Annotated in this window: 23 protein-coding genes; 11 read left to right on the forward strand and 12 right to left on the reverse strand. The window is 47.0% G+C overall.

The annotated features are described in order from the left end of the window. Nucleotides 1–22: 22 nt before the first annotated feature. The 8 genes from ACO6V1_RS13660 to rpiA all read right to left on the reverse strand — a co-directional run bounded on the left by ACO6V1_RS13660 (nt 23) and on the right by rpiA (nt 11,825). On the reverse strand, nt 23–853 hold the full coding sequence (locus ACO6V1_RS13660; protein ID WP_422446684.1) for a CheR family methyltransferase: 831 nt from the start codon (nt 851–853) through the stop codon (nt 23–25). Further along, entirely contained in the window at nt 850–5,028 is a 4,179-nt protein-coding gene (locus ACO6V1_RS13665; protein WP_422467209.1) for a response regulator, read from the reverse strand. Before ACO6V1_RS13665 ends, ACO6V1_RS13660 begins: the two co-directional genes overlap by 4 nt. A gap of 848 nt (nt 5,029–5,876) precedes the next feature. Next, a complete protein-coding gene (locus ACO6V1_RS13670; RefSeq protein WP_422467221.1) occupies nt 5,877–6,578 on the reverse strand; it encodes an ABC transporter ATP-binding protein in 702 nt (233 codons plus the stop codon). 17 nt (nt 6,579–6,595) lie between these two features. After that, a complete protein-coding gene (livG, locus tag ACO6V1_RS13675; RefSeq protein ID WP_422446688.1) occupies nt 6,596–7,363 on the reverse strand; it encodes a high-affinity branched-chain amino acid ABC transporter ATP-binding protein LivG in 768 nt (255 codons plus the stop codon). An 18-nt stretch (nt 7,364–7,381) separates the two neighbouring features. Further along, entirely contained in the window at nt 7,382–8,722 is a 1,341-nt protein-coding gene (locus tag ACO6V1_RS13680) for a high-affinity branched-chain amino acid ABC transporter permease LivM (protein WP_422446690.1), read from the reverse strand. Continuing rightward, nucleotides 8,719–9,645 (reverse strand): high-affinity branched-chain amino acid ABC transporter permease LivH, encoded by a 927-nt coding sequence (gene livH / locus ACO6V1_RS13685; RefSeq protein ID WP_422459574.1) that lies wholly within the window; start codon nt 9,643–9,645, stop codon nt 8,719–8,721. Before livH ends, ACO6V1_RS13680 begins: the two co-directional genes overlap by 4 nt. Before the next feature lie 168 nt (nt 9,646–9,813). Then, on the reverse strand, nt 9,814–10,938 hold the full coding sequence (locus tag ACO6V1_RS13690) for a branched-chain amino acid ABC transporter substrate-binding protein (protein WP_422446694.1): 1,125 nt from the start codon (nt 10,936–10,938) through the stop codon (nt 9,814–9,816). 212 nt (nt 10,939–11,150) lie between these two features. Next, a complete protein-coding gene (gene rpiA, locus ACO6V1_RS13695; protein ID WP_422467211.1) occupies nt 11,151–11,825 on the reverse strand; it encodes a ribose-5-phosphate isomerase RpiA in 675 nt (224 codons plus the stop codon). Between the two features lie 125 nt (nt 11,826–11,950). On the opposite strand from rpiA, the gene ilvA reads away from it, so the two are divergent. From ilvA to ACO6V1_RS13725, 6 genes are all read left to right on the forward strand, one after another. Next, complete coding sequence (gene ilvA / locus ACO6V1_RS13700) at nt 11,951–13,513, forward strand: threonine ammonia-lyase, biosynthetic (RefSeq protein WP_422467223.1); 1,563 nt, start codon at nt 11,951–11,953, stop codon at nt 13,511–13,513. Between the two features lie 472 nt (nt 13,514–13,985). After that, nucleotides 13,986–15,056, forward strand: coding sequence for a ShET2/EspL2 family type III secretion system effector toxin (locus ACO6V1_RS13705; protein WP_422467213.1), 1,071 nt, complete (start codon nt 13,986–13,988; stop codon nt 15,054–15,056). 379 nt (nt 15,057–15,435) lie between these two features. Continuing rightward, entirely contained in the window at nt 15,436–16,503 is a 1,068-nt protein-coding gene (locus ACO6V1_RS13710; protein ID WP_422467215.1) for a ShET2/EspL2 family type III secretion system effector toxin, read from the forward strand. A gap of 199 nt (nt 16,504–16,702) precedes the next feature. After that, complete coding sequence (locus ACO6V1_RS13715; RefSeq protein ID WP_422446702.1) at nt 16,703–17,788, forward strand: hypothetical protein; 1,086 nt, start codon at nt 16,703–16,705, stop codon at nt 17,786–17,788. A gap of 198 nt (nt 17,789–17,986) precedes the next feature. Next, nucleotides 17,987–19,048, forward strand: a complete 1,062-nt coding sequence (locus ACO6V1_RS13720) for a ShET2/EspL2 family type III secretion system effector toxin (RefSeq protein WP_422464018.1) — start codon at nt 17,987–17,989, stop codon at nt 19,046–19,048. A gap of 219 nt (nt 19,049–19,267) precedes the next feature. After that, nucleotides 19,268–20,353, forward strand: a complete 1,086-nt coding sequence (locus ACO6V1_RS13725; RefSeq protein ID WP_422467217.1) for a hypothetical protein — start codon at nt 19,268–19,270, stop codon at nt 20,351–20,353. A 78-nt stretch (nt 20,354–20,431) separates the two neighbouring features. On the opposite strand, the gene ACO6V1_RS13730 is transcribed toward ACO6V1_RS13725, so the two are convergent. Continuing rightward, nucleotides 20,432–21,034 carry a LysE family translocator gene (locus ACO6V1_RS13730; protein ID WP_422467219.1) on the reverse strand — a complete coding sequence of 201 codons (603 nt, stop codon included), beginning with the start codon at nt 21,032–21,034 and terminating at the stop codon, nt 20,432–20,434. A gap of 165 nt (nt 21,035–21,199) precedes the next feature. On the opposite strand from ACO6V1_RS13730, the gene ACO6V1_RS13735 reads away from it, so the two are divergent. The 3 genes from ACO6V1_RS13735 to ACO6V1_RS13745 are packed head-to-tail and all read left to right on the forward strand — an operon-like array spanning nt 21,200 to nt 22,805. After that, nucleotides 21,200–22,084, forward strand: coding sequence for a PLP-dependent aminotransferase family protein (locus ACO6V1_RS13735; protein ID WP_422462109.1), 885 nt, complete (start codon nt 21,200–21,202; stop codon nt 22,082–22,084). A 17-nt stretch (nt 22,085–22,101) separates the two neighbouring features. Then, the gene (locus ACO6V1_RS13740; RefSeq protein WP_422446712.1) at nt 22,102–22,269 is read left to right on the forward strand and encodes a hypothetical protein; all 168 of its coding nucleotides are present in this window, start codon (nt 22,102–22,104) and stop codon (nt 22,267–22,269) included. Between the two features lie 2 nt (nt 22,270–22,271). Further along, nucleotides 22,272–22,805, forward strand: coding sequence for a DUF2878 domain-containing protein (locus ACO6V1_RS13745; protein ID WP_422446714.1), 534 nt, complete (start codon nt 22,272–22,274; stop codon nt 22,803–22,805). A 70-nt stretch (nt 22,806–22,875) separates the two neighbouring features. Here the strand turns inward: ACO6V1_RS13745 and ACO6V1_RS13750 are convergent, their stop codons facing one another. Continuing rightward, the gene (locus ACO6V1_RS13750) at nt 22,876–23,361 is read right to left on the reverse strand and encodes a hypothetical protein (RefSeq protein WP_422446716.1); all 486 of its coding nucleotides are present in this window, start codon (nt 23,359–23,361) and stop codon (nt 22,876–22,878) included. A gap of 284 nt (nt 23,362–23,645) precedes the next feature. On the opposite strand from ACO6V1_RS13750, the gene selD reads away from it, so the two are divergent. Continuing rightward, on the forward strand, nt 23,646–24,680 hold the full coding sequence (gene selD / locus ACO6V1_RS13755) for a selenide, water dikinase SelD (RefSeq protein ID WP_422446718.1): 1,035 nt from the start codon (nt 23,646–23,648) through the stop codon (nt 24,678–24,680). Nucleotides 24,681–24,804: 124 nt separating this feature from the next. Here the strand turns inward: selD and ACO6V1_RS13760 are convergent, their stop codons facing one another. Further along, nucleotides 24,805–25,050 (reverse strand): hypothetical protein, encoded by a 246-nt coding sequence (locus ACO6V1_RS13760; RefSeq protein WP_206679310.1) that lies wholly within the window; start codon nt 25,048–25,050, stop codon nt 24,805–24,807. A 160-nt stretch (nt 25,051–25,210) separates the two neighbouring features. Continuing rightward, on the reverse strand, nt 25,211–25,639 hold the full coding sequence (locus ACO6V1_RS13765; RefSeq protein ID WP_422446720.1) for a secondary thiamine-phosphate synthase enzyme YjbQ: 429 nt from the start codon (nt 25,637–25,639) through the stop codon (nt 25,211–25,213). Nucleotides 25,640–26,064: 425 nt separating this feature from the next. Between ACO6V1_RS13765 and ACO6V1_RS13770 the strand changes: the two genes are divergently transcribed. Beyond that, nucleotides 26,065–26,442, forward strand: a complete 378-nt coding sequence (locus ACO6V1_RS13770) for a RidA family protein (protein ID WP_422462116.1) — start codon at nt 26,065–26,067, stop codon at nt 26,440–26,442. The last annotated feature ends 77 nt before the right edge of the window (nt 26,443–26,519 follow it).

The following is a 26,519-nucleotide window of genomic DNA, read 5'->3' on the forward strand; positions in this document are numbered from 1 at the left end:
TGATTCTGTCAGCCGACTGAATTCACGAGCCCAGCTTCCTGTAAATTCGCAGCTTATTACTGACATCTTCAAGATGCTCACTGATCTGGCTGAACTTCAGGTTCTCTCTGCGCCCGATACAGAGAAATCCCCTCGGGCATAAACTGTCGTGAATCAGAGTTAACGCCCTGTCCTGCAACTGCTCATTGAAATAAATCAGTACATTGCGGCACATCACCAAATGCATTTCGCCAAAAACCCCATCCGTCACCAGATTGTGATTGGCAAAGGTCAGCCGTTCCGATAAACGACTGTTGACCTTGATTGAATCATAGAGGCTGACCAAATAATCACTGAGCTTATGCTTCCCACCGGCAAGGCGGTAATTGTTTTCATAAAGTTCAATATCTTCTGCCGGATAAATCCCCTTTTTGGCCAGATTCAGAGCATCATCATTGAAGTCCGTGGCGTAAATCTGACAACGATCCAGTATCCCTTCCTCTGCCAACAGGATCGCCATAGAGTAGACTTCCTGACCGGATGCACACCCTGCATGCCATATCTTGATAAACGGGTAAGTCTTGAGCACAGGAATGACCTCTTCCCTCAAGACTTTAAACACATCCGGGTCCCGAAACATTTCCGTCACCACAACGGAAATACTTTTCACAAAGCGATAAAATGCCCGTTGATCGTGCAGGAACAAGGGAATCAACTCACTGATATGGTTGATGCCGCTCTGCTCCATGTATTTTCTTACCCGACGGATCATGGATGCTTTGGCATAGTCATGAAAGTCATAGCCATAGTGCTTCTTGACAGCGTCCAGCAGTAAGTCGAGTTCCAGATCCGCTACCGGGCAAGTCTCCATCATCGCAGCAGCCACACCTTCAGCATTGCTGTCAGCTTGTCCATATCCAGCGGTTTGGTCATGTAATCATTGGCGCCTGCCTCAAGGCATTTGGCCTTGTCACCCGCCATGGCCTTGGCGGTCAGGGCGATCACCGGAAGATCTTTGAATTCATTCATTTGCCGAATAGTGGCGGTGGCTTCATAGCCATCCATAATGGGCATCATAATATCCATTAACACCAGCTCAATGCCGTCTTCTTCCTCAAGCTTGCTGATCGCATTTTTGCCGTTGTCTGCCAGTACAACTTCCAGCCCCATGCCCTGAAGGGCTTTGGAAAGGGCAAAGGTATTTCTCAAGTCATCATCAACCAGCAGGATCTTGTGTCCATCAAGACGCTTCTCTGACCCGGCCACCGGCTCTTCGGGCGTATCATTCACCTGATCCTTATTAACGGTATGCAAGAACAGGCTGACTTCATCCGTGATTCTTTCCAGGGCTCTATCACCTTTCATCACCATGGCATTGGTGAATTCCTGCAGCCGGGAGTGCTCAGTCTTATCGACAGGTTGCGCGGTGTGAATCACCACTGACGGCATATCTGATCCCAATTTGCCTGTCATTTTTTCCAGGAACTCCAACCCTCGCACTTCTCCGAGCTCCAGATCCATAATCAGGCAATGCCACTGTTGATCAACAAGCCTCTTCTCAGCTTCTTCTGCGGTACTGGCATACCCTACATGGAGCTCTTTTTGCTCCAGCATGCTGCCTACCAGGGATCTTTGCTCTTCATCCAGATCAAGAATCAGTACATCGTGAATTTCCTGACTAATGGCCTGCCCAAGGGTCAAAAACGCTTGATCAATATCGGTAACCGTCACCGGCTTTCTCAAATAACCAATAGCGCCAAGACTGGAAACCAACTCAGGATCCCGACCCGAAACAATATGCACCGGAATATGCCTGGTTGACTCATCGCCTTTTAACTGAGCAAGCACCTCCTGCCCATCCATATCCGGCAAGCCTAAATCCAGAATAATGGCCGATGGTTGATGTTGTCGGGCCAGGGCAATTCCCTGCTCTCCTGTTTCTGCATGCATACAGCCAAAGTGATGTTTACCCGCCAGTTGACCAAGAATGGTGACAAAGTGAGGATCATCTTCAATAACCAGCAGCTGGTAATCAAACGATGCCGCAGGCACAGATAACTCCGCCTCCTGGGGCGCATTATTTATTTCTGGCTTTTGAGCAGGAGCCTCTGACGCTCCCATAGACTGGTCAAACACATCGGACACATAGTTTTCTGCCAGTACTTTCTCAGGACCAAGAGAACACACGGGATTAGTCGGCAGGAACAGGGTAAAGGTAGTTCCTTCGCCCTCCTTGCTGTCCAGCTCAATAAAGCCCCCCAGAAGTTCTGCCATCTCTCTGGAGATCGCCAGACCAAGCCCGGTGCCGCCATATTTTCGGCTGGTAGACCCATCGGCCTGCTGGAATGAGCCAAAAATCGATTCCTGCTTCTCTTTGGGAATCCCGATCCCGCTATCTTTAATAGCAAAACCAGTCCAGGTGTCGTCTGAAAAATGGCCAGGGCGGGTTTCATTAAACATCCTTACCTGAACACTGCCTTTCTCGGTAAATTTGAACGCGTTAGAAAGGAAGTTCTTAATAATTTGCATTAGCCGCTGGCTATCAGTGAAAACAGACCGGCTGGTACCGCTCTCTATGCTGATCTGAAATTGCAGGCCACGGCTTTCTGCCAGCGGGTTAAACATGGCTTCAATACTGCCTTTGATCTCATTCAGGGGCGTATCATCAAGGTTGACCGACATTTTTCCCGCTTCAACCTTGGACAGATCAAGAATGTCGTTGATCAGCTCGAGTAACTCTTTACCACCGTTATAGATCACCTGTGCAGACTCCACCTGGTCCTCTGTCAGGTTACCTTCGTCGTTTTCTGCCAGCATCTGGGAAAGGAGCAATAAAGAATTCAGGGGCGTGCGCAGCTCATGGGACATATTGGCAAGAAATTCAGATTTATATTGACTGGCCCGGGCAAGCTCCTCCGCCTTTTCCGTTATCTTTTTACTGGACAGCTCAATATCTTTATTCTTTCTCTCAATCTCTTCTTTCTGGAGCATCAACTGTTCGCTGAGTTCTTCCAGTTCGGCATTGGATTTCTGCAGCTCCTCACTCTGGGCTTTCAGCTCTTCTTCAGACTCTTCCAGAATACCGGCCCGATTTTCCAGCTCTTCATTAACCGAACGCAGCTCTTCTTTTTGTTCCTTTAGTGCTTCTGATTGCTGGGTGGTGGTATCAAGCAGCTGATTAACCCGGGTTCGATACTGGGCAGAGTTAATGGCAATGGCAATACTTTCAACAGAATGTTGCAGAAACAGGCGCTGCTCATCCGTCATTGGACCAAGCCGTGCAAACTCAACGCCCCCTTTCAGATCATTTTCATAGCACAGCGGGACAATGATCAGATGAGTCGGCCCGGCAGAGCCCAGTCCGGACTCAATTTCAAGATAGCCATCGGGTACATCGGCTATCTCCATCGTTTCCCTTTCCAATGCTGCCTGACCAATCAGCCCCTCACCCATGGCAAAAGACTTTGCCTGTTGATTGCGTTTACTCCAGGCATAGGTGCCCATCAACTGCAGCCGGTTGTTATCATCTTTTACAAACATGGCACCGGAATGCATATCCAGATAGCGGGCAATATAAGTCACAATGTTACGACACAGCTCAGCCATTGCCTGCTCACCACGCACACTGTTGTACAGCCCGGCCATACCTTCCTGAAGCCAGTTTTTCCGGGTATTTTCCGCACTGACGGTACGCAACCTTTCGGTCATCTGGGCAAAACTGCGACTGAGTTCGCTGATCTCATTATTACCGTTCAGGACAGTCCCTTCGGCGTAGTCACCTGCGGCGACTCGATTGACCCACCGGGTGATCCGGCGGATGGGCTTCACCAGTTGTCGGGTAACAAACAGAGCAATAACCACCACCAGGGCAAAAGTGATGGCGATAAGCACAAAAAGACGTTTTTGAAAGTCCTGAACTGAGGAAAAAGCATGCCGGTGCGTTACTTCTGAAAGGATGACCATAGGGGTTCCGGCAATATTGATTGGCAGATAAATCCCCAGAACTTCTTCACCATGAATGTAGCTGCGAATATGGTTCAAGCTCGCTTTAGCCGCCCGACCGAACACGTCCTGCTCGTCCAGATTTAAAGCGTCAAGACTTTCTGAAATGGATTCCAGATCATGCTCATGCTGGCCAATAGACTCAAAAGCATGACCATTATCTGCTGAAAATCCTCCGAAATGGCCTTCTTCCTCTCTGTAGCTCCCATCATCCTCAAGATGGCTTAACCACAGGTTAATCAGCGGATTATCATCGCCAAATTTAAGCTGTTCCTGATTTTCAAACCGGGTACCAAAGCGAATTTTACGATCCTTACCGACAAGAAACGACGAGAGACCGACGTCACTGGACTCACCTTTATCAAACATCACCTGAATATTCTTCGGGTGAATCTGCACCGCAATAAAACCCACCGCTTTCTGGAAAGAATCCGCCAGCGGTAATATTAAAAAGATGACTTTCTCATTGCCTATGGGCGGGTAGGCAGCAAGGTCGGCATACTTTGGCTGCTGATCATTCAGGCTGGCTTTAACAGCCTGGGAAAACAACGTATTTTCCAGTTCTGAAGAGAACAGGTTTTTGCCTAAATCACTGTATTCATTCACTGTGAAGAGAATATTGCCTGCCGCATCGCCCAGAATCACATCGGAGTAGTCATAGAATCGCAGGAAATCCACATACTCCATGGAGTACTTTTCATAGATATCCCCGTATTCCCTGGAATTAATAAACTCAGAAACCGGCTGGCTTTTAAAGCCGGGAGCCAGCACCAGTTCGGTAATAAATGCTTCGGAAGATGATGCCATAATGAATAAATTGGTTAACACCGTATCAAAGTATTCATTAATGCGTTGAGTTAACTGAAAATTTACTGATGAAAGCTGATCATAACGATCTTTGATAATGGCTTCTTTTCCGGTCTTGTACTCATTCAGCCCAACAATCACAACAGGCCCAATGGATAAAACAATAAACCAGAGAAAAAGCGTGAGTGCCAGGCCACCCGTCTTTCGCTGACTGTTTTCACTGGGTGATTCTGAACTCATGGCCTGATCTCTGTGCTTTAGCAAAGGATGGAATCTGGAGCTTTTCCATCTCTTAATCATCGTTAAATTGCACAAAAAACTTAGGGTTTGGTGCCATAAGAACCAAAGAAAAATCCATCACAGAGATGACTGCTGCAGGTGGTTATAAATCAAGATGAAGTCACCAGAGGGTATGCTGATGATTTGGAGGAGAGTGTTGTTTTGGACTGGTAAAAACCTTGGCGGGCACTCGCCAGGTCTTTGTAACCGTAGACTTAACCCTGATATTGCCGGATGACTACTGAATCAGCATTCCAAGGGTAACCAGTGAACCCGCCAAAACGCTCAGTGAGCTGGCTAACATCAATACTTCCGGTGTGGTCAGCTTATCGTATTCAGGTTTCATGATGCACTTCCTTGTACTGCTGGTTCAGTTATAGGGAAAGTATAGTACTGGGAACGTGGCCTTTTAACCAGAACTACCACGCCATTAACAGATTGATTTCAAATGAATAAATAAAAAATAATGATAATTTTAATTACTATTAAAAATTTAAATTGTTATTTTGATTCCAAAATATGGCTGATACTAGAGCTTTACCCAGTTAACCTATTGAAACCAAAGCGGCTCCTGCTGGTACATCATCATTTCGATAAGTTTGATGTGTACAATCTCCGTTCACCCTGAGCGGAGTCGAAGGGTGATTAGCACAGTCTTTATTCAGGGTATGGTGCTTACGCCCTTCAACCGTGCATCCTGAGCGGGGTCGAAGGACGCTCAGGACGAACAGAGCTCGGGAGCCATTGATAGAAGTTCTCTCAAAGCCGCGTATGGCAATCCCTTCAGACATCAAAGGAAAATACCGCAATCACCCTCCCAGATAGGCCTCCTGGACAGATTTATTCACTAGCAGAGCCTGTCCGGAGTCATGCAGAACAATCTTCCCATTTTCAAGCACATAGCCGCGATCTGCCAGCTTCAGCGCCTGGTTGGCATTTTGCTCAACCAGAAAGATCGTCATTCCTTCATCCCTCAGCCTGGCAATAATGTCAAAAATCTGCTGAATCACGATAGGAGCCAGGCCCAGTGATGGTTCATCCAGCAATAATAACCTGGGCTTACTCATCAGTGCCCTTGCTATGGCCAGCATCTGTTGTTCACCTCCGGACATAGTGCCTGCCCGCTGGGTGAGGCGCTCCTCAAGACGTGGAAACAGCTCAAGAACATGGCGATACAGCTGACGATAATCCTGCTCATCGGTGAAAAAGCCACCCATGCTAAGATTTTCTTCCACGGTAAGCCGGGAGAAGACACGCCGACCTTCCGGCACCAGGGCGATACCGGAGCGCATGATATTCGCCGTATCGTCCCGGGTAATGTCCCGCCCACCATAAAAGATCTGTCCACTGCTCGCCCGTGGATCACCACAGAGTGTCATCAGCAGAGAGGTTTTTCCCGCACCATTGGCACCAATTAACGTCACAATTTCACCGGCCCGGATCTCTACACTCACGTCATCCAGTGCCTGAATCTGGCCATAAAAGGTAGAAACATGCTCAAGGCTTAGCAGTGGTTTATCGTTATTCATCAGGACTCCCCCAGGTAAGCTTTGATCACTTCAGGATGATTGCGCACCGCTTCCGGTGTTCCGGATGCCAGGGGCCTCCCCTGATTAATAACATAGATCCGGTCCGAGATTTCCATTACCAGTTTCATGTCGTGTTCAATAAGCAGCACTGACACACCATGATTTTTCCTGAGATCGGAAATCAACTTATCCAGCTCCCGGGTTTCATTAGGGTTCAGTCCAGCAGCGGGCTCATCCAGCATCAACAGTTGTGGGTCGGTCACCATACAGCGGGCAATTTCCAGTCGTCGCTGCTGACCGTAGGCCAGGTTTCCGGCTTCACGATTGGCAAACTCAGTCAGGCCCACTTTATCCAGCCAGTAAGCGGCCCGCTCCATCGCTTCGGCCTCACTCTTGCGAAACGAAGGTGTTTTAAACAGCCCGGCCAACAACCCTGTGTTTAAATGACGGTGCTGGGCCACCAACAGATTTTCCAGAACCGTCATGGCTTTAAACAACCGCACATTCTGAAAAGTTCGCACCACACCCAAACGGGCGATTTTAAAGCCAGGCAGCTTTTCTACCGCCTGGCCCTGAAAAATAATCTTCCCTCCGGTTGGCTTATAGAAGCCGGTCAGACAATTAAACACTGTCGTTTTCCCGGCACCGTTCGGGCCAATCATGGAGACAATTTCGCCTTTACGAACTTTGAGCGCCATCTGATCCACGGCCAGCAGACCGCCAAAGCGCATACTGAGATCCGATGCTTCCAGCAAACACTGACTCATCTTATAACTCCCTGCAGATTAAACGCTTTCAGCAATGGGCTGACGATTAACAGAAGCATCATCTTTTTTATCCGACGGATGATCTTTCAACGTCAGATGTGGACGTTTCATGGGCATCAATCCTTCCGGACGCCACATCATCATCAACACCATCATCAGGCCAAACATCAGCATCCGGTACTCCTGAAACTCCCGGGCAAACTCGGGCAGTACGGTCATGATAATGGCGGCAAGAATAACGCCCATCTGTGACCCCATGCCTCCCAGGACCACAATCGCAAGGATGATGGCTGACTCAATAAAGGTAAAAGACTCCGGACTGATAAAACCCTGCCGGGCCGCAAAGAAAGTACCGGCAAATCCGGCAAACGCCGCACCGATGGTAAAGGCCGACAGTTTGATGGCTGTTGGATTCAAACCCAGTGAGCGACAGGCAATATCATCTTCCCGAAGTGCTTCCCAGGCCCGGCCAATCGGCATTCTTAACAGGCGATTAATAATGTAGAGCGTTAACAGCACCAGAAGCAGCGCCAGGATATAAAGGAAAATCACTTTATAGCCGCTGCTGTAGTCAATCCCGAAGAACTCGTGAAATGGTACATTGCCGTCTTCTTTGGCTCGCCGGGAAAATTCCAGACCAAACAACGTTGGTTTTGGAATCTGACTGATCCCGTTCGGCCCTCCGGTAATTGAGGTCCAGTTATTCAGCAAAATACGAATAATCTCGCCAAAGCCAAGGGTAACAATGGCCAGGTAGTCTCCACGAAGCCTTAATACCGGAAACCCCAGGATAAAGCCGAAGAATGCCGCCATAACACCGCCAATCAGCAGACAGCTCCAGAAATCGAGACCAAAGTATTGGCTCAACAGCGCATAGCTGTATGCTCCAACGGCATAGAAGCCCACATAACCAAGATCCAGAAGACCTGCCAGACCAACAACCACGTTAAGGCCCAGACCAAGCATGACATAAATAAGCGCCAGCGTTGCCAGGTCCACCGCACCACGGGAAACAAAGAAAGGCCAGACCAGCAGCCCGGCCACGGCAAAACTGATCAGCAGCCGCTTCAGAGGTTTATTGTCATCCAGTGATGGCAGCTGAACCTGCGGTAGTGGGTTGTGTTTTTTGGCTCCCTGCCAGAAAGCAGAGATGGGGTTGCGGAATAACTGAACCAGGAAAACCAGAACAGCACCGGCAAGAATCAGCTGCCACCGTTCACTGGCCGCAAAGTAAACGACCAACTCTGTATTTTCAGTGGATAGCTGAACCCCGAGCATTAACACAGCAAGCAGCAACAGCGCTCCGGTTGCCATAAAAGCGGGAAACCAGCGCAGTGTGGTAGATGACTGACTATTCATACCTTTTCTACCTCCGGCTTGCCGAGAATCCCTGAAGGTCGGAATAACAGAATCAGTACCAGCAAACTAAAGGCGACGACGTCTTTATATTCGCTACTGAAATACCCAGCGGTAAACGCTTCGGTAACACCAAGAATCAGGCCGCCAAGCACAGCTCCCGGAATACTGCCGATGCCACCAAGAACCGCCGCTGTAAACGCTTTCAAACCCGCCAGAAAACCGATATAGGGGTTAATAACGCCGTAGTAGAGCCCCAGTAAAACACCGGCCACTGCCGCCAGTGCCGCACCGATAATAAAGGTCAGGGAGATAACCTGGTTGGTATTGATGCCAAGCAGCCGGGTCATGCCCAGGTCTTCTGCACATGCCCGGCATGCACGCCCCATCCTTGATTTGGAAATAAACAGCGTCAGAAGTGTCATGGTGATAAACGTAATAATGAAAATCACCACCTGCATGTACGACAGAGTGACATTAAACGCATCAGCGGGCCCAAACGTCCAGCCACCGGTAATCAGGCTGGGCATTGCGACATCTCTCGAGCCCTGGGCGATACGGACATAGTTCTGCAGAAAAATCGACATACCAATTGCCGAGATCAGGGCAATCAGTCGATTACTGTTTCTTAATGGTCGATAGGCCACACGCTCAACGGCAAAGCCATAAGTACTGGTAATAATAATGCTGATGATAAAGGCGGCGGCCAGCATCAGGGCAATACTGTCAACCCCCATCAAGGCAAGACCGGCCAGCACGGCAAAGGCAACATAGCTGCCGATCATATATATCTCGCCGTGGGCAAAGTTGATCATTCCAATGATGCCATAGACCATCGTGTAACCGATGGCTATCAGGGCATAGGTGCTCCCGACAGTAAGGCCGTTCAGCAATTGCTGGATAAAATAATAGGCTGACTCAGGCATGGTCGAATCCATAAAAAAGGCCCGCATGTTGCAATAACGCTTATGGCGTTCTGCACTCCCTGCAGGCCTTTTACTGCTTTCTCATTGTTAGACTGGTGCCGTCTGGTTATTAGACTGCACTATTTCCTTTATTGATACCCTGCCCATGCAGGCAGGGCACTGTTCCGATCACTTGGTCAGGGCAGTTTTGCTGCCATCAGAATGCCACTGATAAACGACAAAGCTGAAGTCCTTCAAGTCACCCTTGCCATCAAAGCCAAGGTCACCGGTTGGTGTTTTGAAGTTATTGGCACGCAGGCTGCCGGCAACTTTCTCAGGGTCTTCACTGGCGGACAGCTTCATGCCATCTGCCATGACCTGCACTGCAGAGTAAGCGGGAAAGACAAACGGGCCGGAAGGATCTTCACTCCTGGCCTTGAATGCCTCCACCAACCGGGCATTGGCCGGATCCTGGTCAAAACTCTTGGGCAGAGTGACCAGCAAGCCTTCTGAGGCCTCACCGGCAATGGCAGAGATATCCTTGTTGCCGACACCTTCAGGCCCCATGAACTTAACATCCAGCCCCTTCTCTGCACTCTGGCGCAAAATCAGGCCCAGCTCAGGGTGATAACCACCGTAATAAACGAAATCGACATCCTCTTTCTTGAGCTTGGCAATTAGGGCAGAGAAGTCTTTGTCGCCGGCCGTTACACCTTCATAAAGTGCAACGTTAACTCCGGCCTTCTGAACTTCGTCACGAACACTGGAGGCCAGGCCTTCTCCGTACTGCTGCTTGTCGTGAATCACCGCCATTTTCTGTGGTTTTACCGCATCAATGATGTATTTCGCAGCCGTTGGCCCCTGCATGCTGTCCAGACCAATGGTTCTGAAAATCAGCTCATAGCCACGGGTGGTGATGTCCGGGCTGGTTGAGGCAGCGGTGATCATCAAGACACCTTCATCTTCATAAATATCAGAAGCAGGCTGAGTTGAAGAAGAACAGAGATGACCGACAACAAATCGTATATCGTCGTTTACAATCCTGTTGGCAACCGCTACGGCTTGCTTGGGGTCACAGGCATCATCGAAGACAACCCCTTCCAACTCCTTGCCATTGACGCCACCCGCCTGGTTAATCTGCTCAATGGCCATTTTGGCACCAATAAACTGCATATCGCCGTACTGGGCAACTGGTCCGGTTACCGGGCCTGCCAGGGCGATTTTGATGGTATCTTCTGCGGATGCGATGGATGCACTGCCCAGTGCCACTGCGGCAGTCAAGACTGCCATTTTTTTATTGAATGATTTCAGCATGTCAGTCACTCTTTATTGTTGTTTTTCATGCCTGAGTTTACAGAGCATTCACTACGCTCAACGCAGGTCGCCAAGCATTTTTATTATTAGCAATAGCTATATTAAGGATTTTTTCTATTCGATCCAGCCTAATATTGCGGTTTTTTATGGCAACAGCGGAATCCACCTATCAATAACTAAAGATCACAGCTGTTCCAGAGAACCCGCTTTAATCATTTGCCGGTAATTGCTCTAACACCGTCGTTTGTACCCAACAGCAGCACATCAGCAGGACGACAGGCGAACAGACCATTGGTCACCACACCAACGATGCCATTGATTTTTTGTTCCAGTGCAACCGGGTCCAGAATCTTCATATTCCAGACATCCAGAATCACGTTACCATTATCAGTCACAACCCCTTCGCGGTAGGCAGGATCGCCTCCCAGCTTTACCAGCTCACGGCCAACATGACTGCGAGCCATGGGAATGACCTCCACTGGCAATGGGAATTCACCCAGCACACCCACCGCCTTGCTCTCATCGGCAATGCAAATGAACTCTCTGGCTACCGCTGCAATGATCTTTTCCCGGGTCAGTGCCGCACCACCTCCTTTAATCAGGTGAAGATGTTCATTGGCTTCATCTGCCCCATCAATATAAAAGCGCAGGTCAGACACCGTATTCAGATCATAAACAGGAATACCATGGGATTTCAGCTGCTCGGTAGATGCCTCAGAGCTGGAGACACAGCCATCAAAATCATCCTTGTACTCAGCCAGCGCATCAATAAAAAAGCGCGCAGTAGAACCGGTACCAATACCGATCACCATATCTTTTTCCAGATGGGGCAGGATATATTGCAATGCGGCTTCGGCGGTGGCCTTTTTGAGCTGATCCTGATTCATGGGGTTTCCTGATAATACTGAGCGGTTAATAGGGCTGAAAACGCGCCGTATATTACACCATTTTCCGGCAAATTGGACGAGTGCCATCCTGAAGCTTATTCCTATAGAATGAGAGCTTCGCAGCACTGCCTGAACTCAATAAAGCTAACAGAAGACACCAGCAGGACAGCATGCCACACCGTTATATTCGAAAAATACTGGAAGCCAGGGTCTATGATGTCGCCATCGAAACCCCGATTGATGAGGCCCGCTTTCTCAGTCAGCGCCTGGATAACCGGGTTCTCCTGAAGCGGGAAGACTTACAACCAGTATTCTCCTTCAAAATTCGGGGCGCTTACAACAAGCTGGCCCAGCTCACAACGGCAGAAAAAGAACGTGGCGTTATTGCCGCTTCGGCCGGAAATCATGCCCAGGGAGTAGCCCTGGCCTCCCGGGAAATGGGGATCAAGGCCACCATCGTCATGCCGGTCACCACCCCCGAGATCAAAGTGAAGTCGGTACGGGCTTACGGGGCCAGGGTCGTACTGCATGGCGACGCTTTTGACCAGGCTCTGGCTCACTCTTTTACCCTGGTTGAAAAGCACGGCTACACCTTTATTCACCCTTATGATGATATAGATACCATCGCAGGTCAGGGCACTATCGGCATGGAGATCCTGCGTCAACAGACCGGTGCCCTGGATGCGGTGTTCATCCCGGTGGGCGGCGGTGGTCTGGCGGCAGGTATCAGCGCCTATATCAAGTACCTGCGGCCCGACGTCAAAGTCATCGGTGTTGAATTTGAAGAGTCGGCCTGCCTGAAGGCGGCGCTTGATGCGGGTGAACGGGTTGTCCTGCCCCATGTGGGCATCTTTGCCGATGGTGTAGCGGTGGCACAGATCGGTGAAGAGACATTCAGGATCTGCCGGGAGTGTATTGACGAGGTCATCACCGTCACCGCCGACGAAATCTGTGCCGCGATCAAGGATATCTTTGATGATACCCGCTCTGTCTGTGAGCCTGCCGGTGCCCTGGGCATTGCCGGTATGAAGAAGTATGTCAGTCGGGACAAGGTCCGGGGCCAAACCCTGCTGGCCGTTGACAGCGGAGCCAACATCAACTTTGACCGTTTGCGCTATGTCTCGGAACGCACAGAGCTGGGTGAAAAGCGGGAAGCGATCATCGCTGTTACCATTCCGGAACAACCCGGAAGCTTTAAACAGTTCTGTGAACTGCTGGGCCGCAGAAATATCACCGAGTTTAACTATCGCTACCATAACCCGGACAAAGCCAGAATCTTTGTCGGAGTTCAGGTCCACCCTGATCAGATGCCCATCGACCGTCTGGTTAATGAACTCCAGCAGCACGGCTACCCCGTGGTTGACCTGACCGACAATGAAATGGCCAAACTCCATGTTCGGCACATGGTGGGCGGGCATAGCGAAGCGGTCACCAATGAACAGGTTTACCGGTTTGAATTCCCGGAGCGCCCGGGAGCCTTATTAAACTTCCTGAGCAAACTGGGCCAGCGCTGGAATATCACCATGTTCCACTATCGCAACCACGGAGCGGCCTATGGACGGGTTGCGATAGGCCTGGATGTCCCGGAAGAGGAGCACCAGCATATCCCGGAATATCTTGATGCCATTGGCTACCGCTACTGGTCTGAAAATGAGAATGAGGCTTATAAGGCGTTCCTGGGAGACTAGCACACCATTTCAATGAGTTTGAGGTGTATAATCTCCGTTCACCCTGAGCGGAGTCGAAGGGTGATTGGCACAGTCTTTATTCAGGGTATGGAGCTTAGACCCTTCGACCCTGCATCCTGAACGGGGTCGAAGGACACTCAGGAAGAACGGAGTTTGTACGCCATATAAAAAGAACCCATCAATTACATTGAAACCGTGTACCAAGAGGCTGACCATGCAGGTCGGCACCTGAAGAAGCCGACACCCGAACCTACCGTCATGCACCATGATCTCTAAGTTTTATGGCGTATGCCGGTGGGGCCTCGAGCACAAAATCCTTTAAATAGATACTCACCAAACGATCCTGCCTGCAACAACAAACTTCACTCTTTTCTGAAAAGGGGAACAGCCACGGAACTTATTAGTACTTTTGTACTCTAAAGGTTTTAAGCAAATTAATCATAAGAATTAAATAACATAGGGATATTTCGTAATGGATCAAATCAAACTGGATGCTCAAGCCGCACGTTTATATACATGGCACAAAAATGCAGATTCCTTACTGCTAATCAGGGCCATTAAATGCCTTATTAATGGCATCAAGGCATATTATGGTCGTTTTTCTGTTAGCGCCTTAGACAGTAACACCCAAAAGCTGATGAAAGAACACCCAGATGCACTGTATACCCAAAAACTCCATAAACCATTAAATGTCTTTGATATTAGCATTCCGTCAGCCTGTAAAAGCTCAACCACCTATATCTCCAATAAAATAGAAAAACTGTATAAAGAAGGACGCGGAATGCTGGTTAAACTGGCTTTCAATGAGAATGGCAGTGTTGCCCCAATCCCCATCTATAATTCCGATAATTCCTACCCCCCGATAAACCTTAATTGTCAAGTCCACCGCTCTGATACTGACACCGTAGCACCTGGAAAAACAATAGTCTGCCGACATTTCGCCTGGGCTTATGCCACAAAAGTGTTTGGTCGGAGAAAAGATTTTCATAAAGTAGCTACCCCGAAAGAAATACAGTCAACCTTTGCAAATACACCTGATCGTCCTTCATCATGTGTGCACCATAATCCAGATGGATTAGAAAATGGCCCAATTACAAAAAAATCTTATTTTGCTGATGGATATTATTTCCGTGAGGGAAAGTTTTCTGAAGCTCTTACGATGCTGACAGAAAAGTACTGGAATATGGCTGCTGGTAATGAAAAGAATTTTCTTTTTGGTTCACGAAAAGATAAAGAATTAGCTGGCCACGATATGGCCATGAGATTAAAAAAGCAGGATGGATGCATGAAGGTTATTTTTTACGACCCTAACGGTACACTCATACACAAAACAATCCTTCTCTCAGAACCCGGTTTGGCTGCACACATTACTGTTGAAGATCTTGGAGCGAGCTTCCTATTTAATGGAGCACTCGTTAATATCGATGACAGGAAGAAATCTGCTGATGAATGTGATATCCAGTTCTTTGGTGGCCCACCTTCCTCGCTGCTTTTAGAACCCGGGCATATAGATCATCCCTTATTCAGACGAGCTCCTGATTGATAGATCACCACATAGTTTACCTGTCATTTTTTATAAACCGGGATAAGCGATCCCGGCTTATAAAAAACATACAGCCTCTCAAACATAAAACAGCACTACCGAAATGTCTGTTAGTGAAGCCATAGACCAGTTAAAACATGACCTCCGGGTTAAAAAAAACCTTCTCCGATCTTCCAAACTGGCACCTGCTTTCCTATGACAAGCACACAACTTTCCAACTAAACCCAATAAATACCCCCCATCAAACCATCCTGCCTGCAACAACAAACTTCACTCTTTTCTGAAAAGGGGAACAGCCACGGAACTTATTAGTACTTTTGCACTCTAAGGTTTTAGACAAATTAATTATAAAAATTAAATAACACAGGGATATTACGTAATGGATCAAATCAAACTGAATGCTCAGTCAGCACTTTTATATACATGGCACAAAAATACAGAATCCTTACTGCCAATCAGGGCAATAAAATGTCTTGTTAATGGCATCAAGGCCTATTTTGGCCGTTTTTCTGTCAGCGCCTTAGACAGTAATACCCAAAAGCTGATGAAAGAACACCCAGATGCATTGTATACCCAAAAACTCCGCAAACCATTAAATGTCTTTGATATTAGCATTCCGTCAGCCTGTAAGAGTTCAACTCCCTATATTTCCAATAAAATAGAAAAACTATACAAAGAAAGGCGCGGAATGCTGGTTAAACTGGCTTTCAATGAGAATGGCAGTGTTGCCCCAATCCCCATCTATAATTCCGATAATTCCTACCCCCCCATAAACCTTAATTGTCAAGTCCACCGCTCTGATACTGACACCGTAGCGCCTGGAAAAGAAATAAGCTGCGATCATTTCACCTGGGCTTATGCCACAAAAGTGTTTGGCCGGAGAAAAGATTTTGATAAAGTAGCTACCCCGGAAAAAATACAGTCAACCTTTGCCAATACACCTGATACTCCATCAAAGGATGCGTACCTTGAGGGCCCAAAAACTGAAAGAACTTATTATGCTGATGGATATTATTTCTTGAAGGAAATGTTTCCTGAGGCTCTTACGAGGCTGGTAGAAAACCACTGGAATATGGCGAATGGCGATGAAAAGAATTTTCTTTTTGAGACACGAGGGAACAATATAATTGGCCACATAATGGCCCTGAGATTAAAGAAGCAGGATGGGTGCATGAAGGTTATTTTTTACGACCCTAACTATACACTCATGCACAAAACATTCCTTCTCTCGGAACCCGGTTTGGCTGCACACATTACCATTGAAGATCTTGGACCCAGTATCTTCTTTGATGAAGGAGCTCTTGTTAATATTGATGACAGGAAGAGGTCTGTTGATGAGTGTAATATCCAGTTTTTTGGTGGCTCATATTATCAGTTCCGGATGAATGCACTTGCTCTTGGGCATATCGATCATCCCCGATTCCTGCCGAGAAGAGAAACTGATTGATAGATCACCACATAACCTTACCTGGCATTTTTTATAAACCGGGATTAGCGGTCCCGGCTTATAAAAAATATACAACCTCTGAAACATAAAACACCACTCTTTCCTGAGCTGAAGGATAGCCGTGGAACTTTTTAGAACTTTTATACTCTAAAAGTTTCAAGCAAATGAATCATAAGAATCAAGCAAGGGATATCATGTAATGGATCATATCAAACTTGGTGTTCTGCCAGCACTATCACATTCATGGTGCAGACATTCAGAATCCTTACTGCCAATCAGGGTCATAAAATCTCTTGTTAATGGCATCAAGGCACTGTTTGGTCCTTATTCTGTCAGCGTTTTAGACGGTAGCACCCAAAAGCTGATGAAAGAACACCCAAATGCATGGTTTACCCAAAGACTCCATAAGCCAATAAGTGCTTATAACATCAGCATCCCGTCAGCCTGCAAGAGTTCAACCAGCTATGTTTCCAATAAGATAGATAAATTGCATGATGAAGGGCGTAGACTTAAGGTTAAACTTGCTTTCAAACAGGATGGCAGTATTGCTCCAATCCCCATGTATTACTCCATTAAACCCTGGCACTCCAAGTGCCTTAATGGCTCAGCGCGTCGCTCTGATACTGACACCGTCGCACCTGGAGAAAAAATAAACTGCCGACACATCGCCTGGGCTTATGCCACAAAAGTGTTTGGTCGGGGAAAAGAGACTTTTAAAAGAATAAACACCCCAAAAAAGATACAGTCAATCTTTGCAAATACACCTGATATTCCTTTAAGGCATGCGCTCCGTAATCCAGATGGAATAAAAAAAGGCCCAATTACTAACAGATCCTTTTATGCCGATGGATATTATTTCCACGAGGGAGCGTTTTCTATGGCTCTTTCGGGACTGGTAGAAAAGTATTGGAATATGCCTGCTGGCGATGAAAAGAATTTCTATTTTCGGTCAAAAGTTGATAAAGGCTCGGGCCACGCAATGGCCCTGAGATTAAAGAAGCGGGATGGATGCATGAAGGTTATTTTTTATGACCCTAACGAAACACTTATGCACAAAACCTTCCTGCTCTCAGAACCAGGTTTGGCTGCACACATTACCGGCAAAGATCTACAAGACAGTTACCGTAACATCTTTGATGGAGCACTAATTAATATTGATGACAGGAAGAAATCTGCTGATGAATGTGATGTCCAGTGCTTTGGTGGATCAACTGACGACTTGCGATGTTTATCAGCAGCAGGGCATGAACGTCATCCCTTATTCAGAGGTAGACGTAATGGTTGACAGATCACCCCACAACTTACCTGGCATTTTTTATAAACCGGGATTAGCGCTCCCGGCTTATAAAAAATATACAACCTCTCAAACATAAAACATCACTCTTTCCTGAGCTGAGGGATAGCCTTGGAACTTTTTAAAACTTTTGTCCTCTAAAAGTTCCAAGCAAATGAATCATGAGAATCAAACAAGGGATATCATGTAATGGATCAAATCAAGCTTAGTGTTTTTTCAGCACTATCACATTCATGGTACAGACATTCAGAATCCTTACTGCTAATCAGGGCTATAAAATGCCTTGTTAATGGTATCAAGGCATTGTTTGGTCGTTATTCTGTCAGCGTTTTATACGGTAACACCCAACAGCTGATGAAAGAACATCCAAATGCACGGTTTACCCAAATACTCCATAAACCATTAAGTGCTTATAACATTAGCATCCCGTCAGCCTGCAAGCACCCAACCGGCTATGTTTCCAATAAGACAGACAAACTGCATGATGAAGGGCGTAGGCTTCAGGTTAAACTCGCTTTCAAGCAGGATGGCAGTGTTGTCCCAATCCCCATGTATAACTCCGATAATACCTGCTCCCCCATATGCCTTAATGGTAAAGCCCACCGCTCTGATACTGACACCAAAGCACCCGGAGCAAAAATTGTCTGCCGACATTTCGCCTGGGCTTATGCCACAAAAGTGTTTGGTCGGGGAAAAGATACTTTTAAAACAATAAACACCCCGGAAAAAATACAAACAACCTTTGCCAATACATATGCTAATCCATCAATGGTTGCGCACCTTCACCCAGAGGGATTAGAAGACGGCGCAACTACTGTCAGATCCTATTATGCTGATGGCTATTATTTCCGTGAGGGAAAGTTTTCAGAGGCTCTTACGAGGCTGGTAGAAAAGTACTGGAATATGGCTTGTGGCGATGAAAAGAATTTTCTTATTGATTCACGAGGTGATGAATTAGAATCCCACCATATGGCCCTGAGATTAAAGAAACAGGATGGATGCATGAAGGTTATTTTTTACGACCCTAACGCTACACTCATGCACAAAACAATCCTTCTCTCGGAACCCGGTTTGGCTGCACACATTACCGGCGAAGATCTCGGGGCAAGCTACCTCTTTGATGGAGCACTTGTTAATATTGATGACAGGAAAAAGTCGGCTGATAAATGTGATATTCAGTTCTTTGGTGGCTCACCTACCCTGTTGCTTGCAGCACCGGGGCATCTGGATCATCCCTTATTCGGGGCATGATGGAGAAAAGATATTGGTTGATAGATCACCCCATAACTTACCTGGCATTTTTCATAAACCGTGATGCGCGATCCCGGCTGATAAAAAACATACAGCCTCCCAAACATAAAACATCACTCTTTCCTGAGCTGATGGATAGCCGTGGAACTTTTTAGAACTTTTGTACTCTAAAGGTTTCAAGCAAATGAATCATAAGAATCAAGCAAGGGATATCATGTAATGGATCATATCAAGCTAAGTGTATTGTCAGCACTATCACATTCATGGTTTAGACATTCAGAATCCTTACTGCCAATCAGGGTCATCAAATCCCTTGTTAATGGCATCAAAGCACTGTTTGGCCGTTATTCTGTCAGCGTTTTAGACGGTAACACCCAAAAGCTGATGAAAGAACACCCAAATGCATGGTTTACCAAAAGACTCCATAAGCCATTAAGTGCTTATAACATCAACATCCCGTCAGCCTGCAAGAGTTCAACCAGCTATGTTTCCAATAAGATAGACAAACTGCATGATGAAGGGCGCATACTTAAGGTTAAACTTGCTTTCAAACAGGATGGCAGTATTGCTCCAATTCCCATGTATTACTCCATTAAACCCTGGCACTCAAAGTGCCTTAACTGCACAGTACGTCGCTCTGATACTGACACCGTAGCAGCTGGAAGAAAAATAGTCTGCCGACATATCGCCTGGGCTTATGCCACAAAAGTGTTTGGTCGGGGAAAAGAGAATTTTAAAACAATAGATACCCCAAAAAAAATACAATCAACCTTTGCAAATACATCTTTTTTTCCATCAGTAGACGCACACTATATTCCAGATGGTTTGAAAAACATCCGAACTACTCCCAAATCCTTTTATGCCGATGGATATTATTTCCACGAGGGAGCATTTTCTGAGGCTCTTTCGGGGCTGGTAGAAAAGTATTGGAATATACCTGCTGGCGATGAAAAGAATTTTTTGTTTAATACACAGGGTGATTCAAGATTTGGCCACGTAATGGCTCTGAGATTAAAGAAGCAGGATGAATGCATGAAGGTTATTTTTTATGACCCTAACGAAACAATTATGCACAAAACATTCCTGCTCTCGGAACCGGGTTTGGCTGAACACATTACCAGCAAAGATCTACAAGCCAGTTACCGTAACATCTTTGATGGATCACTAACTAATATTGATGACAGGAAGAAATCTGCTGATGAATGTGATGTCCAGTGCTTTGGTGGCTCACCTGACGGCTTGCGATGTGACTCAGAAGCAGGGCATGAACATCATCCCTTATTCAGAGGTAGACGTAATGGTTGACAGATCACCCCACAACTTACCTGGCATTTTTTATAAACCGGGATTAGCGGTTCCGGCTGATCAAAAATATACAGCTTCTCAGACATAAAATAACGCAACCGATGCGGCTGTCAGTGAAGCCAGAGACCAGTTAAAAGCCCTTAAACTTTGCTCATTTTTCAGAAATCGCCTCAATCCTGAGCCAAAAACTACCCAGACTGAACAACAAGGCAGATTGATTAGAGTAAATATCACCCCAACCAGTAAAACAGAAAGCGTGTAGTTATCACCAGGCAATGTAAATACAACAGCGCTACTGACGGCCATCATCAGGGCTTTCACATTCACAAACTGAAAACTGATGGCCTGAAGAAAAGTCATTGGTCTTTTACTGTCCGCCTGCTCTGAAACACTGGCAGCCGTGGCAATCTTCCATGCCAGCCACAATAGATACATGGACCCAATATATTTCAACCCCGTTTTCAGCTGTGGATACCTCTCAAAGACACTCCCCAGTCCAAATGCAACCCCAAGAAACAGAATAAAGAACCCAATAGACACACCCAGCATGTGGGGAATACTTCTGGCAAAGCCATAATTGACCCCGCTGGCTGCCAGCATAATATTATTGGGCCCCGGTGTAATACTGGAACTCAAGGCAAAGGCTACCAATGGTAACCAGAGTATCTCTATCTCATTCATTTTTCCCTCTGTAAATTTTAATAATGCCCTTGAAAATTGCCCCCATACAATCAAACAAACGACGATATAAAGGTTCCAATGCAGTATGATGCATGGACAAAAAAGCGTGCAATTAATAAATTGTCACCATGACAAAGATATCATTTCAAACATAATAAAAAGACAATGGATAAAGAAATAAGCTTCCCGGGCTGGCTGAAAAGCCTTTCCTTCAATTCCGGCCCCAAATATATGGCTCTCGCCGATGCCATCGAGCAGGCCGTTAAAAATGGATCATTACACTCAGGCGATAAACTGCCTACTCATCGCTGGCTTGCCGATGTTCTTAACGTAACCATTGGTACTATTACCCGGGGCTATGCTGAAGCAGAAAGACGACGGTTGATTACCGCCAGAGTGGGCAGTGGAACTTTTGTCACCGGTAAGGTCTGGCAGCAGGCCCAATTCAATGTACCTCAAAAACCAGAGTCTACGGTTATTGATATGAGCCTGCCCCTTCAGGTTCCGGCACCGAGAGAAGAGATACTGGCCGAGACGCTGCAAATGATTGCATCAGACCCTCTGCGCATGACTTCTCTGCTGGACTATCTGCCTGAAACCGGACTTGAAAGGCATCGCAGTATCATTGCCGGATGGCTTGCAACGCTGTCGATCCATGTAAATCCAGACAATATTCTTATCACCAATGGGGGCCAGCATGGCAATATGATGGCTCTTCAGGCAGCCACCCGGCCAGGGGACACCATCGTTTCCGAGTCCCTTACCTATCCGGGGTTCATCAATGCGGCAAGGCAATGGCAAACTCACCATATAGGTTTGCCGATGGATGAGCATGGCCTGATTCCAGAAGCACTGGAACAGTGCTGCCTGCAACACCGCCCGAAACTGCTGTATCTAATGCCATCCCTGCAAAATCCGACAGCGCTTATTATGCCAATACAACGGCGAGAGCGAATCATTGAGATAGCACGCAGGCACAAACTTATAGTTTTCATGGCTGGATCAAGCTACCCGAACCCTGGCGGGCCGAGACTTTTGTACGACATCTGAACAATAAAGGAGTAAAAGTGCTCCAGTCAGAACTGTTTGCCGTTGGCAGCTACTCAGTTCCCCAGGCCGTACGCCTTTGTATCAGCAGCCCTGATAGTGACAATAAAGTTCAGTTCGCTTTGGAAACCATTCGGGACATCCTGACCGTAGAACTGGACCCTATCTATCGACCACTGGTGTTCTAATAATGATGACAAACGACAAAATAAAACTGATTGCTAATTATCTGCTTTTCCAGCTTGGCTGGCTTGCCTGTGTTCTTGGGGGGGATCAAATTGCCCTGGCTGCAGCCGTAATAGTCCTTTTTATCCACTTGCTATGGATAGGTAACTGGCATAAGGAAAAACAAATACTGGCTCTTACCTTTTTACTGGGGTGCGCTATCGATAGCTTTCTTGGAAATCTGGAAATCCTGCAGTTTAGCTCTCAACTGGATGACGCTGGACGTATTTTACCACTCTGGCTGGCCTGTCTGTGGCTGATATTCGCCACCACTCTAAGGCACAGCCTTGACTGGTCCAGAACCCACAAACTCTACGGAGCCATACTGGGCTTCCTTGGGGGACCATTAAGCTATTTGGCCGGGTCAAAAATAAGTGATGTAACCCTTGCCCAGCCTTTATGGCAGACGCTGTTGATCCTGGCCATTATCTGGGCAGTTGTTATCCCAATGCTTCAGTCCTTTTCCCAGGCATGGCTGGATAAAGCAAAAAGTGGATAACGCCTTATGCTACTCAGCAGCTTTTTCAGTTTAAAAAGCTGCTGTCAGCTATAAAACCACCGGTAAACAGTCAATCAATTTCTGCCTCGTACTCTTTATAAGCGAAAATCCGATTGATGTGATGACTTCTGGTCAGCTTCTTAAACCAGTACGTACACCAATGCTCCGGCGTTATTGAATCCGCCGGGGCAGGAACACCTGCCTCAAAATAATCAATAAGAACACTCTGATCTTCATCATCCAGCACATTAAATAATATTCCGGGACCGGCGGTAGAGCCGTCATCCAACAGCCGCACCCTGGGATGAAAGATCATATCTATATTAACTCGCCAGATATCATATTTATTACACATCATCAGGCGAAAACGCGCAGTATCAAACTGGGCACCTGAACCTGCTTTAATAAATTGATCAGACTCCAGCCAGGCGGGAAATTTACGAACAACCAGACCTTCGATCTTGCGATCACCGCTGGCAAGCCACTGCTGCAACGCTGCCGACTGTTGCTGCAGCAAATCATCGATAGAAGAACAAGGCAAAGTTAGTGCTCCCATCCGATTCTCCTGATTCATCAATTATCGCTATTCTTCTTTCGCTTTGGATCAACCTGATCCAGGGGAGTAGCAATATGTAATCCAAAATGTATAGTTTTATACAGCTAGCTACTTACACTGACGTCTAAAATTACCTTTTATCACAGAGAAATGACATTAGAAACCTCTGTTTTCTATGGGTGCCCCGCAAATGTGTGCAACCTTCTCGCCCTTAAGGCATTTAATAAAAGGGTTCGCGGTGCTAAAGTACGCGCATTTCAAGCGTTAGCTCAGAGGCAGTATTAATGAAGGATCTGAAGCTCACAGAATACAGTCATGGTGCGGGATGTGGATGTAAAATTTCACCACAGATTCTTGACGGTATTTTGCAAACCAACCTTACTCTTCCTGAGTTTCCTAATCTGGTTGTAGGTAATGCCAGCAAAGATGATGCAGCCGTTGTTGACCTGGGCAATGGTGAAGGGATCATCAGCACGACTGATTTCTTTATGCCTATTGTTGATGATCCATTTGACTTTGGCCGCATCGCTGCCACCAATGCCATCAGCGATATTTACGCCATGGGCGGCACGCCCTTGATGGCCATAGCCATTCTTGGCTGGCCCGTTAACAAGCTACCGCCGGAAGTCGCAGCTCAGGTAGTAGACGGTGGTCGTCAGGCCTGTGCCGATGCTGGTATACCTCTGGCCGGAGGCCACAGTATCGACGCCCCTGAACCCATCTTCGGACTTGCCGTCACCGGTCGTGTATCCCTTGAGCATCTGAAGAGAAATGATCAGGCCCAGGCGGGTCACAAGCTTTATCTGACCAAGCCGCTTGGCGTTGGTATTCTCACAACCGCGCAAAAGAAAAAGCTGTTGCAGGAGGAGCACCAGCATATTGCCCGTGACTCCATGTGCGTAATGAACACCATGGGTGCCGATCTGTCTCTGCTGAATGGCATCAGTGCCATCACCGATGTTACTGGCTTTGGTCTTCTTGGCCATCTTCTGGAGGTTTGTGAAGGCAGCAAGGTAAAAGCCACGCTGTATACCGACAAACTGCCACTTCTTCCTCATGTGGAAACCTATCGTCAACAGGGCTGCATTCCCGGCGGAACGGAAAGAAACTATGCCAGCTATGGCCACAAAGCCGCCAATATTACCGAGCAACAGAAACACATTCTCTGTGATCCCCAAACCAGCGGTGGACTGTTGGTCGCGGTAGATCCGGCGGCGGAAGAAGCTTTCCATAACGTCGCGGCAAGATTTGAATTGTCTCTGGAGCCAATTGGAGAACTATCGCCTTACGACGGTGGTAATTGGGTAGAAGTCGTTTGAATCTTCTGGAAGCGCTCACTGATCATTTTTCATGGGCAGTCTTGCATCCATGCTGTCGTGCACTTCTGGTATAAAATATATATTCAAAAAAAAACCCGGCGAATACCGGGCTTTAACGGTTAAACTATATTGGTCTGTTACCATATTCACCGGAGGGCTTTTTCGGTGGGTCTGCGGTAATGTTCGATGGAATCTCCTCAATCTGGCCTCCTTTCTTCAAAAACTCTTCTACCTGGGCATCCAGACTTGCCCTGAGTTTTTTACGAGACTCGACCGTCCTCTCTTCAGCAGGTTCGTCGCGGCTCCCCAGAAACCCTATATCAGCGCCATCAAAACCAGCAGCAGCTTTAGTCGGCTTTTTCCGTGCCATAGCTATGTCCTCTAGGTACTGGTTTTCGGAATATCCATTCCGAAATATTGAGATTGACTTCTTGTCCAATTTTTATAGTTATAGTCCAGCATTGTAAAAATGCCAGTTTGGTCTCACCCTCCTGTATAAAAAATACATTGTTGCTGCTTGTTTTTTATCATTACGTATAACTTTCACCGTGTAAAGTGATGATTAACTTACGACTTCCGCCACTGTCTCTGTGTTCCCCCAGCCATATCCCCTGCCAATTACCCAAAGCCAGCGAACCGTCCGTGATTGGAATGATTACATCGGCACCAAACAGGCTGGATTTAATGTGGGCCGGCATATCATCACTGCCTTCTATCACATGGAGAAAATACTCTTCATTTTCAGGGATATAATGATTGCTGAAGGCTTCCATATCATGACGGACATTGGGGTCGGCATTCTCATTGAGTGTCAGTGAAGCAGAAGTATGCTGTAAAAAGATATGACAAATCCCTGTCTTATAATTCTCCAGCTCCGGTAACTGACCAATAATTTCGGCCGTAACCACATGAAACCCCCTCCGGTAGGGACGCAGCTGAACCTGTTTCTGGAACCACATAATTTAACCCTCACTCAAAGGTGCCGATAACAATCCGTCAGTCATAAAAGGATCCGTATCCATGATGTCACTTTACGATAAAAATGTGACAGTTTTGAAATCTGTCGTGATGTTCATAATCCGGAAACCGGGCTATCTACCCATGACAGTTTATATAAGTCCAGATTAAGCTTTCAGAATTCAAAAAACACTATATGGAGAGGAGTTTTGAGGACGAGGCTTTTCGGCTGAGTTTTCTCCTTGCCATCAAGTTCTACACAAAGCATACCTGCCAAAAAACGACACCTGAAGAATAAACATAACAGTCATGACCTTTGAGAAACCGGTCAAAAATAAACCCCTAAATTCACTTTGAACCGATGACAAACACACGCGACATCTCTAAAATCTCGCCCCTTTCCCTTAAACAAAGCGGCTTAATCATCATGGACAAAGTGATCGAAACCCCTGACGCTCCTCCGGCTATCGGCCCATATTCTCAGGGTATGCGCTTTGATAACCTGGTTTTCACATCTGGCCAGCTGCCAATCGATCCGGAAACCGGAGAAGTATCTGAAGACACCAAACAGCAGGCTCATCAGTGCCTGAAAAACCTGAAAGCGGTATTGGAAGCGGCCGGCAGCGGCATGAACCGGGTGAAAAAAGTCACCGTATTCGTTCGCGATATGGATGAGTTCAGCAATATAAACGAAGTCTACAAGCAGTACTTCAAAGTACCTTTCCCTGCCCGCAGCCTGGTTGAAGTTGCCCGTCTGCCAAAAGATGTGAAGGTAGAAATTGAAGCCCTGGCAACGGTTGACTAACCCGTTGGCAGAGCAGCCAACAATGGTTCTCATTCATTAAGTAACATTTCGAGAACCCATTAATTGAACGGGGGGGT

Origin of the sequence: Endozoicomonas sp. ALC013 (assembly GCF_049310205.1) — a bacterium.
GTDB lineage: Bacteria > Pseudomonadota > Gammaproteobacteria > Pseudomonadales > Endozoicomonadaceae > Endozoicomonas.

Excerpts from the sequence above, each read along its gene's own strand:
- ACO6V1_RS13660 (WP_422446684.1), bottom strand. The coding sequence starts at position 853 with ATGATGGAGACTTGCCCGGTAGCGGATCTGGAACTCGACTTACTGCTG.
- ACO6V1_RS13665 (WP_422467209.1), bottom strand. The coding sequence starts at position 5,028 with ATGAGTTCAGAATCACCCAGTGAAAACAGTCAGCGAAAGACGGGTGGC.
- livG (WP_422446688.1), bottom strand. The coding sequence starts at position 7,363 with ATGAGTCAGTGTTTGCTGGAAGCATCGGATCTCAGTATGCGCTTTGGC.
- ACO6V1_RS13680 (WP_422446690.1), bottom strand. The coding sequence starts at position 8,722 with ATGAATAGTCAGTCATCTACCACACTGCGCTGGTTTCCCGCTTTTATG.
- livH (WP_422459574.1), bottom strand. The coding sequence starts at position 9,645 with ATGCCTGAGTCAGCCTATTATTTTATCCAGCAATTGCTGAACGGCCTT.
- ACO6V1_RS13690 (WP_422446694.1), bottom strand. The coding sequence starts at position 10,938 with ATGCTGAAATCATTCAATAAAAAAATGGCAGTCTTGACTGCCGCAGTG.
- rpiA (WP_422467211.1), bottom strand. The coding sequence starts at position 11,825 with ATGAATCAGGATCAGCTCAAAAAGGCCACCGCCGAAGCCGCATTGCAA.
- ACO6V1_RS13705 (WP_422467213.1), top strand. The coding sequence starts at position 13,986 with ATGGATCAAATCAAACTGGATGCTCAAGCCGCACGTTTATATACATGG.
- ACO6V1_RS13710 (WP_422467215.1), top strand. The coding sequence starts at position 15,436 with ATGGATCAAATCAAACTGAATGCTCAGTCAGCACTTTTATATACATGG.
- ACO6V1_RS13715 (WP_422446702.1), top strand. The coding sequence starts at position 16,703 with ATGGATCATATCAAACTTGGTGTTCTGCCAGCACTATCACATTCATGG.
- ACO6V1_RS13720 (WP_422464018.1), top strand. The coding sequence starts at position 17,987 with ATGGATCAAATCAAGCTTAGTGTTTTTTCAGCACTATCACATTCATGG.
- ACO6V1_RS13725 (WP_422467217.1), top strand. The coding sequence starts at position 19,268 with ATGGATCATATCAAGCTAAGTGTATTGTCAGCACTATCACATTCATGG.
- ACO6V1_RS13730 (WP_422467219.1), bottom strand. The coding sequence starts at position 21,034 with ATGAATGAGATAGAGATACTCTGGTTACCATTGGTAGCCTTTGCCTTG.
- ACO6V1_RS13735 (WP_422462109.1), top strand. The coding sequence starts at position 21,200 with ATGGATAAAGAAATAAGCTTCCCGGGCTGGCTGAAAAGCCTTTCCTTC.
- ACO6V1_RS13745 (WP_422446714.1), top strand. The coding sequence starts at position 22,272 with ATGATGACAAACGACAAAATAAAACTGATTGCTAATTATCTGCTTTTC.
- ACO6V1_RS13750 (WP_422446716.1), bottom strand. The coding sequence starts at position 23,361 with ATGGGAGCACTAACTTTGCCTTGTTCTTCTATCGATGATTTGCTGCAG.
- selD (WP_422446718.1), top strand. The coding sequence starts at position 23,646 with ATGAAGGATCTGAAGCTCACAGAATACAGTCATGGTGCGGGATGTGGA.
- ACO6V1_RS13760 (WP_206679310.1), bottom strand. The coding sequence starts at position 25,050 with ATGGCACGGAAAAAGCCGACTAAAGCTGCTGCTGGTTTTGATGGCGCT.
- ACO6V1_RS13765 (WP_422446720.1), bottom strand. The coding sequence starts at position 25,639 with ATGTGGTTCCAGAAACAGGTTCAGCTGCGTCCCTACCGGAGGGGGTTT.
- ACO6V1_RS13770 (WP_422462116.1), top strand. The coding sequence starts at position 26,065 with ATGGACAAAGTGATCGAAACCCCTGACGCTCCTCCGGCTATCGGCCCA.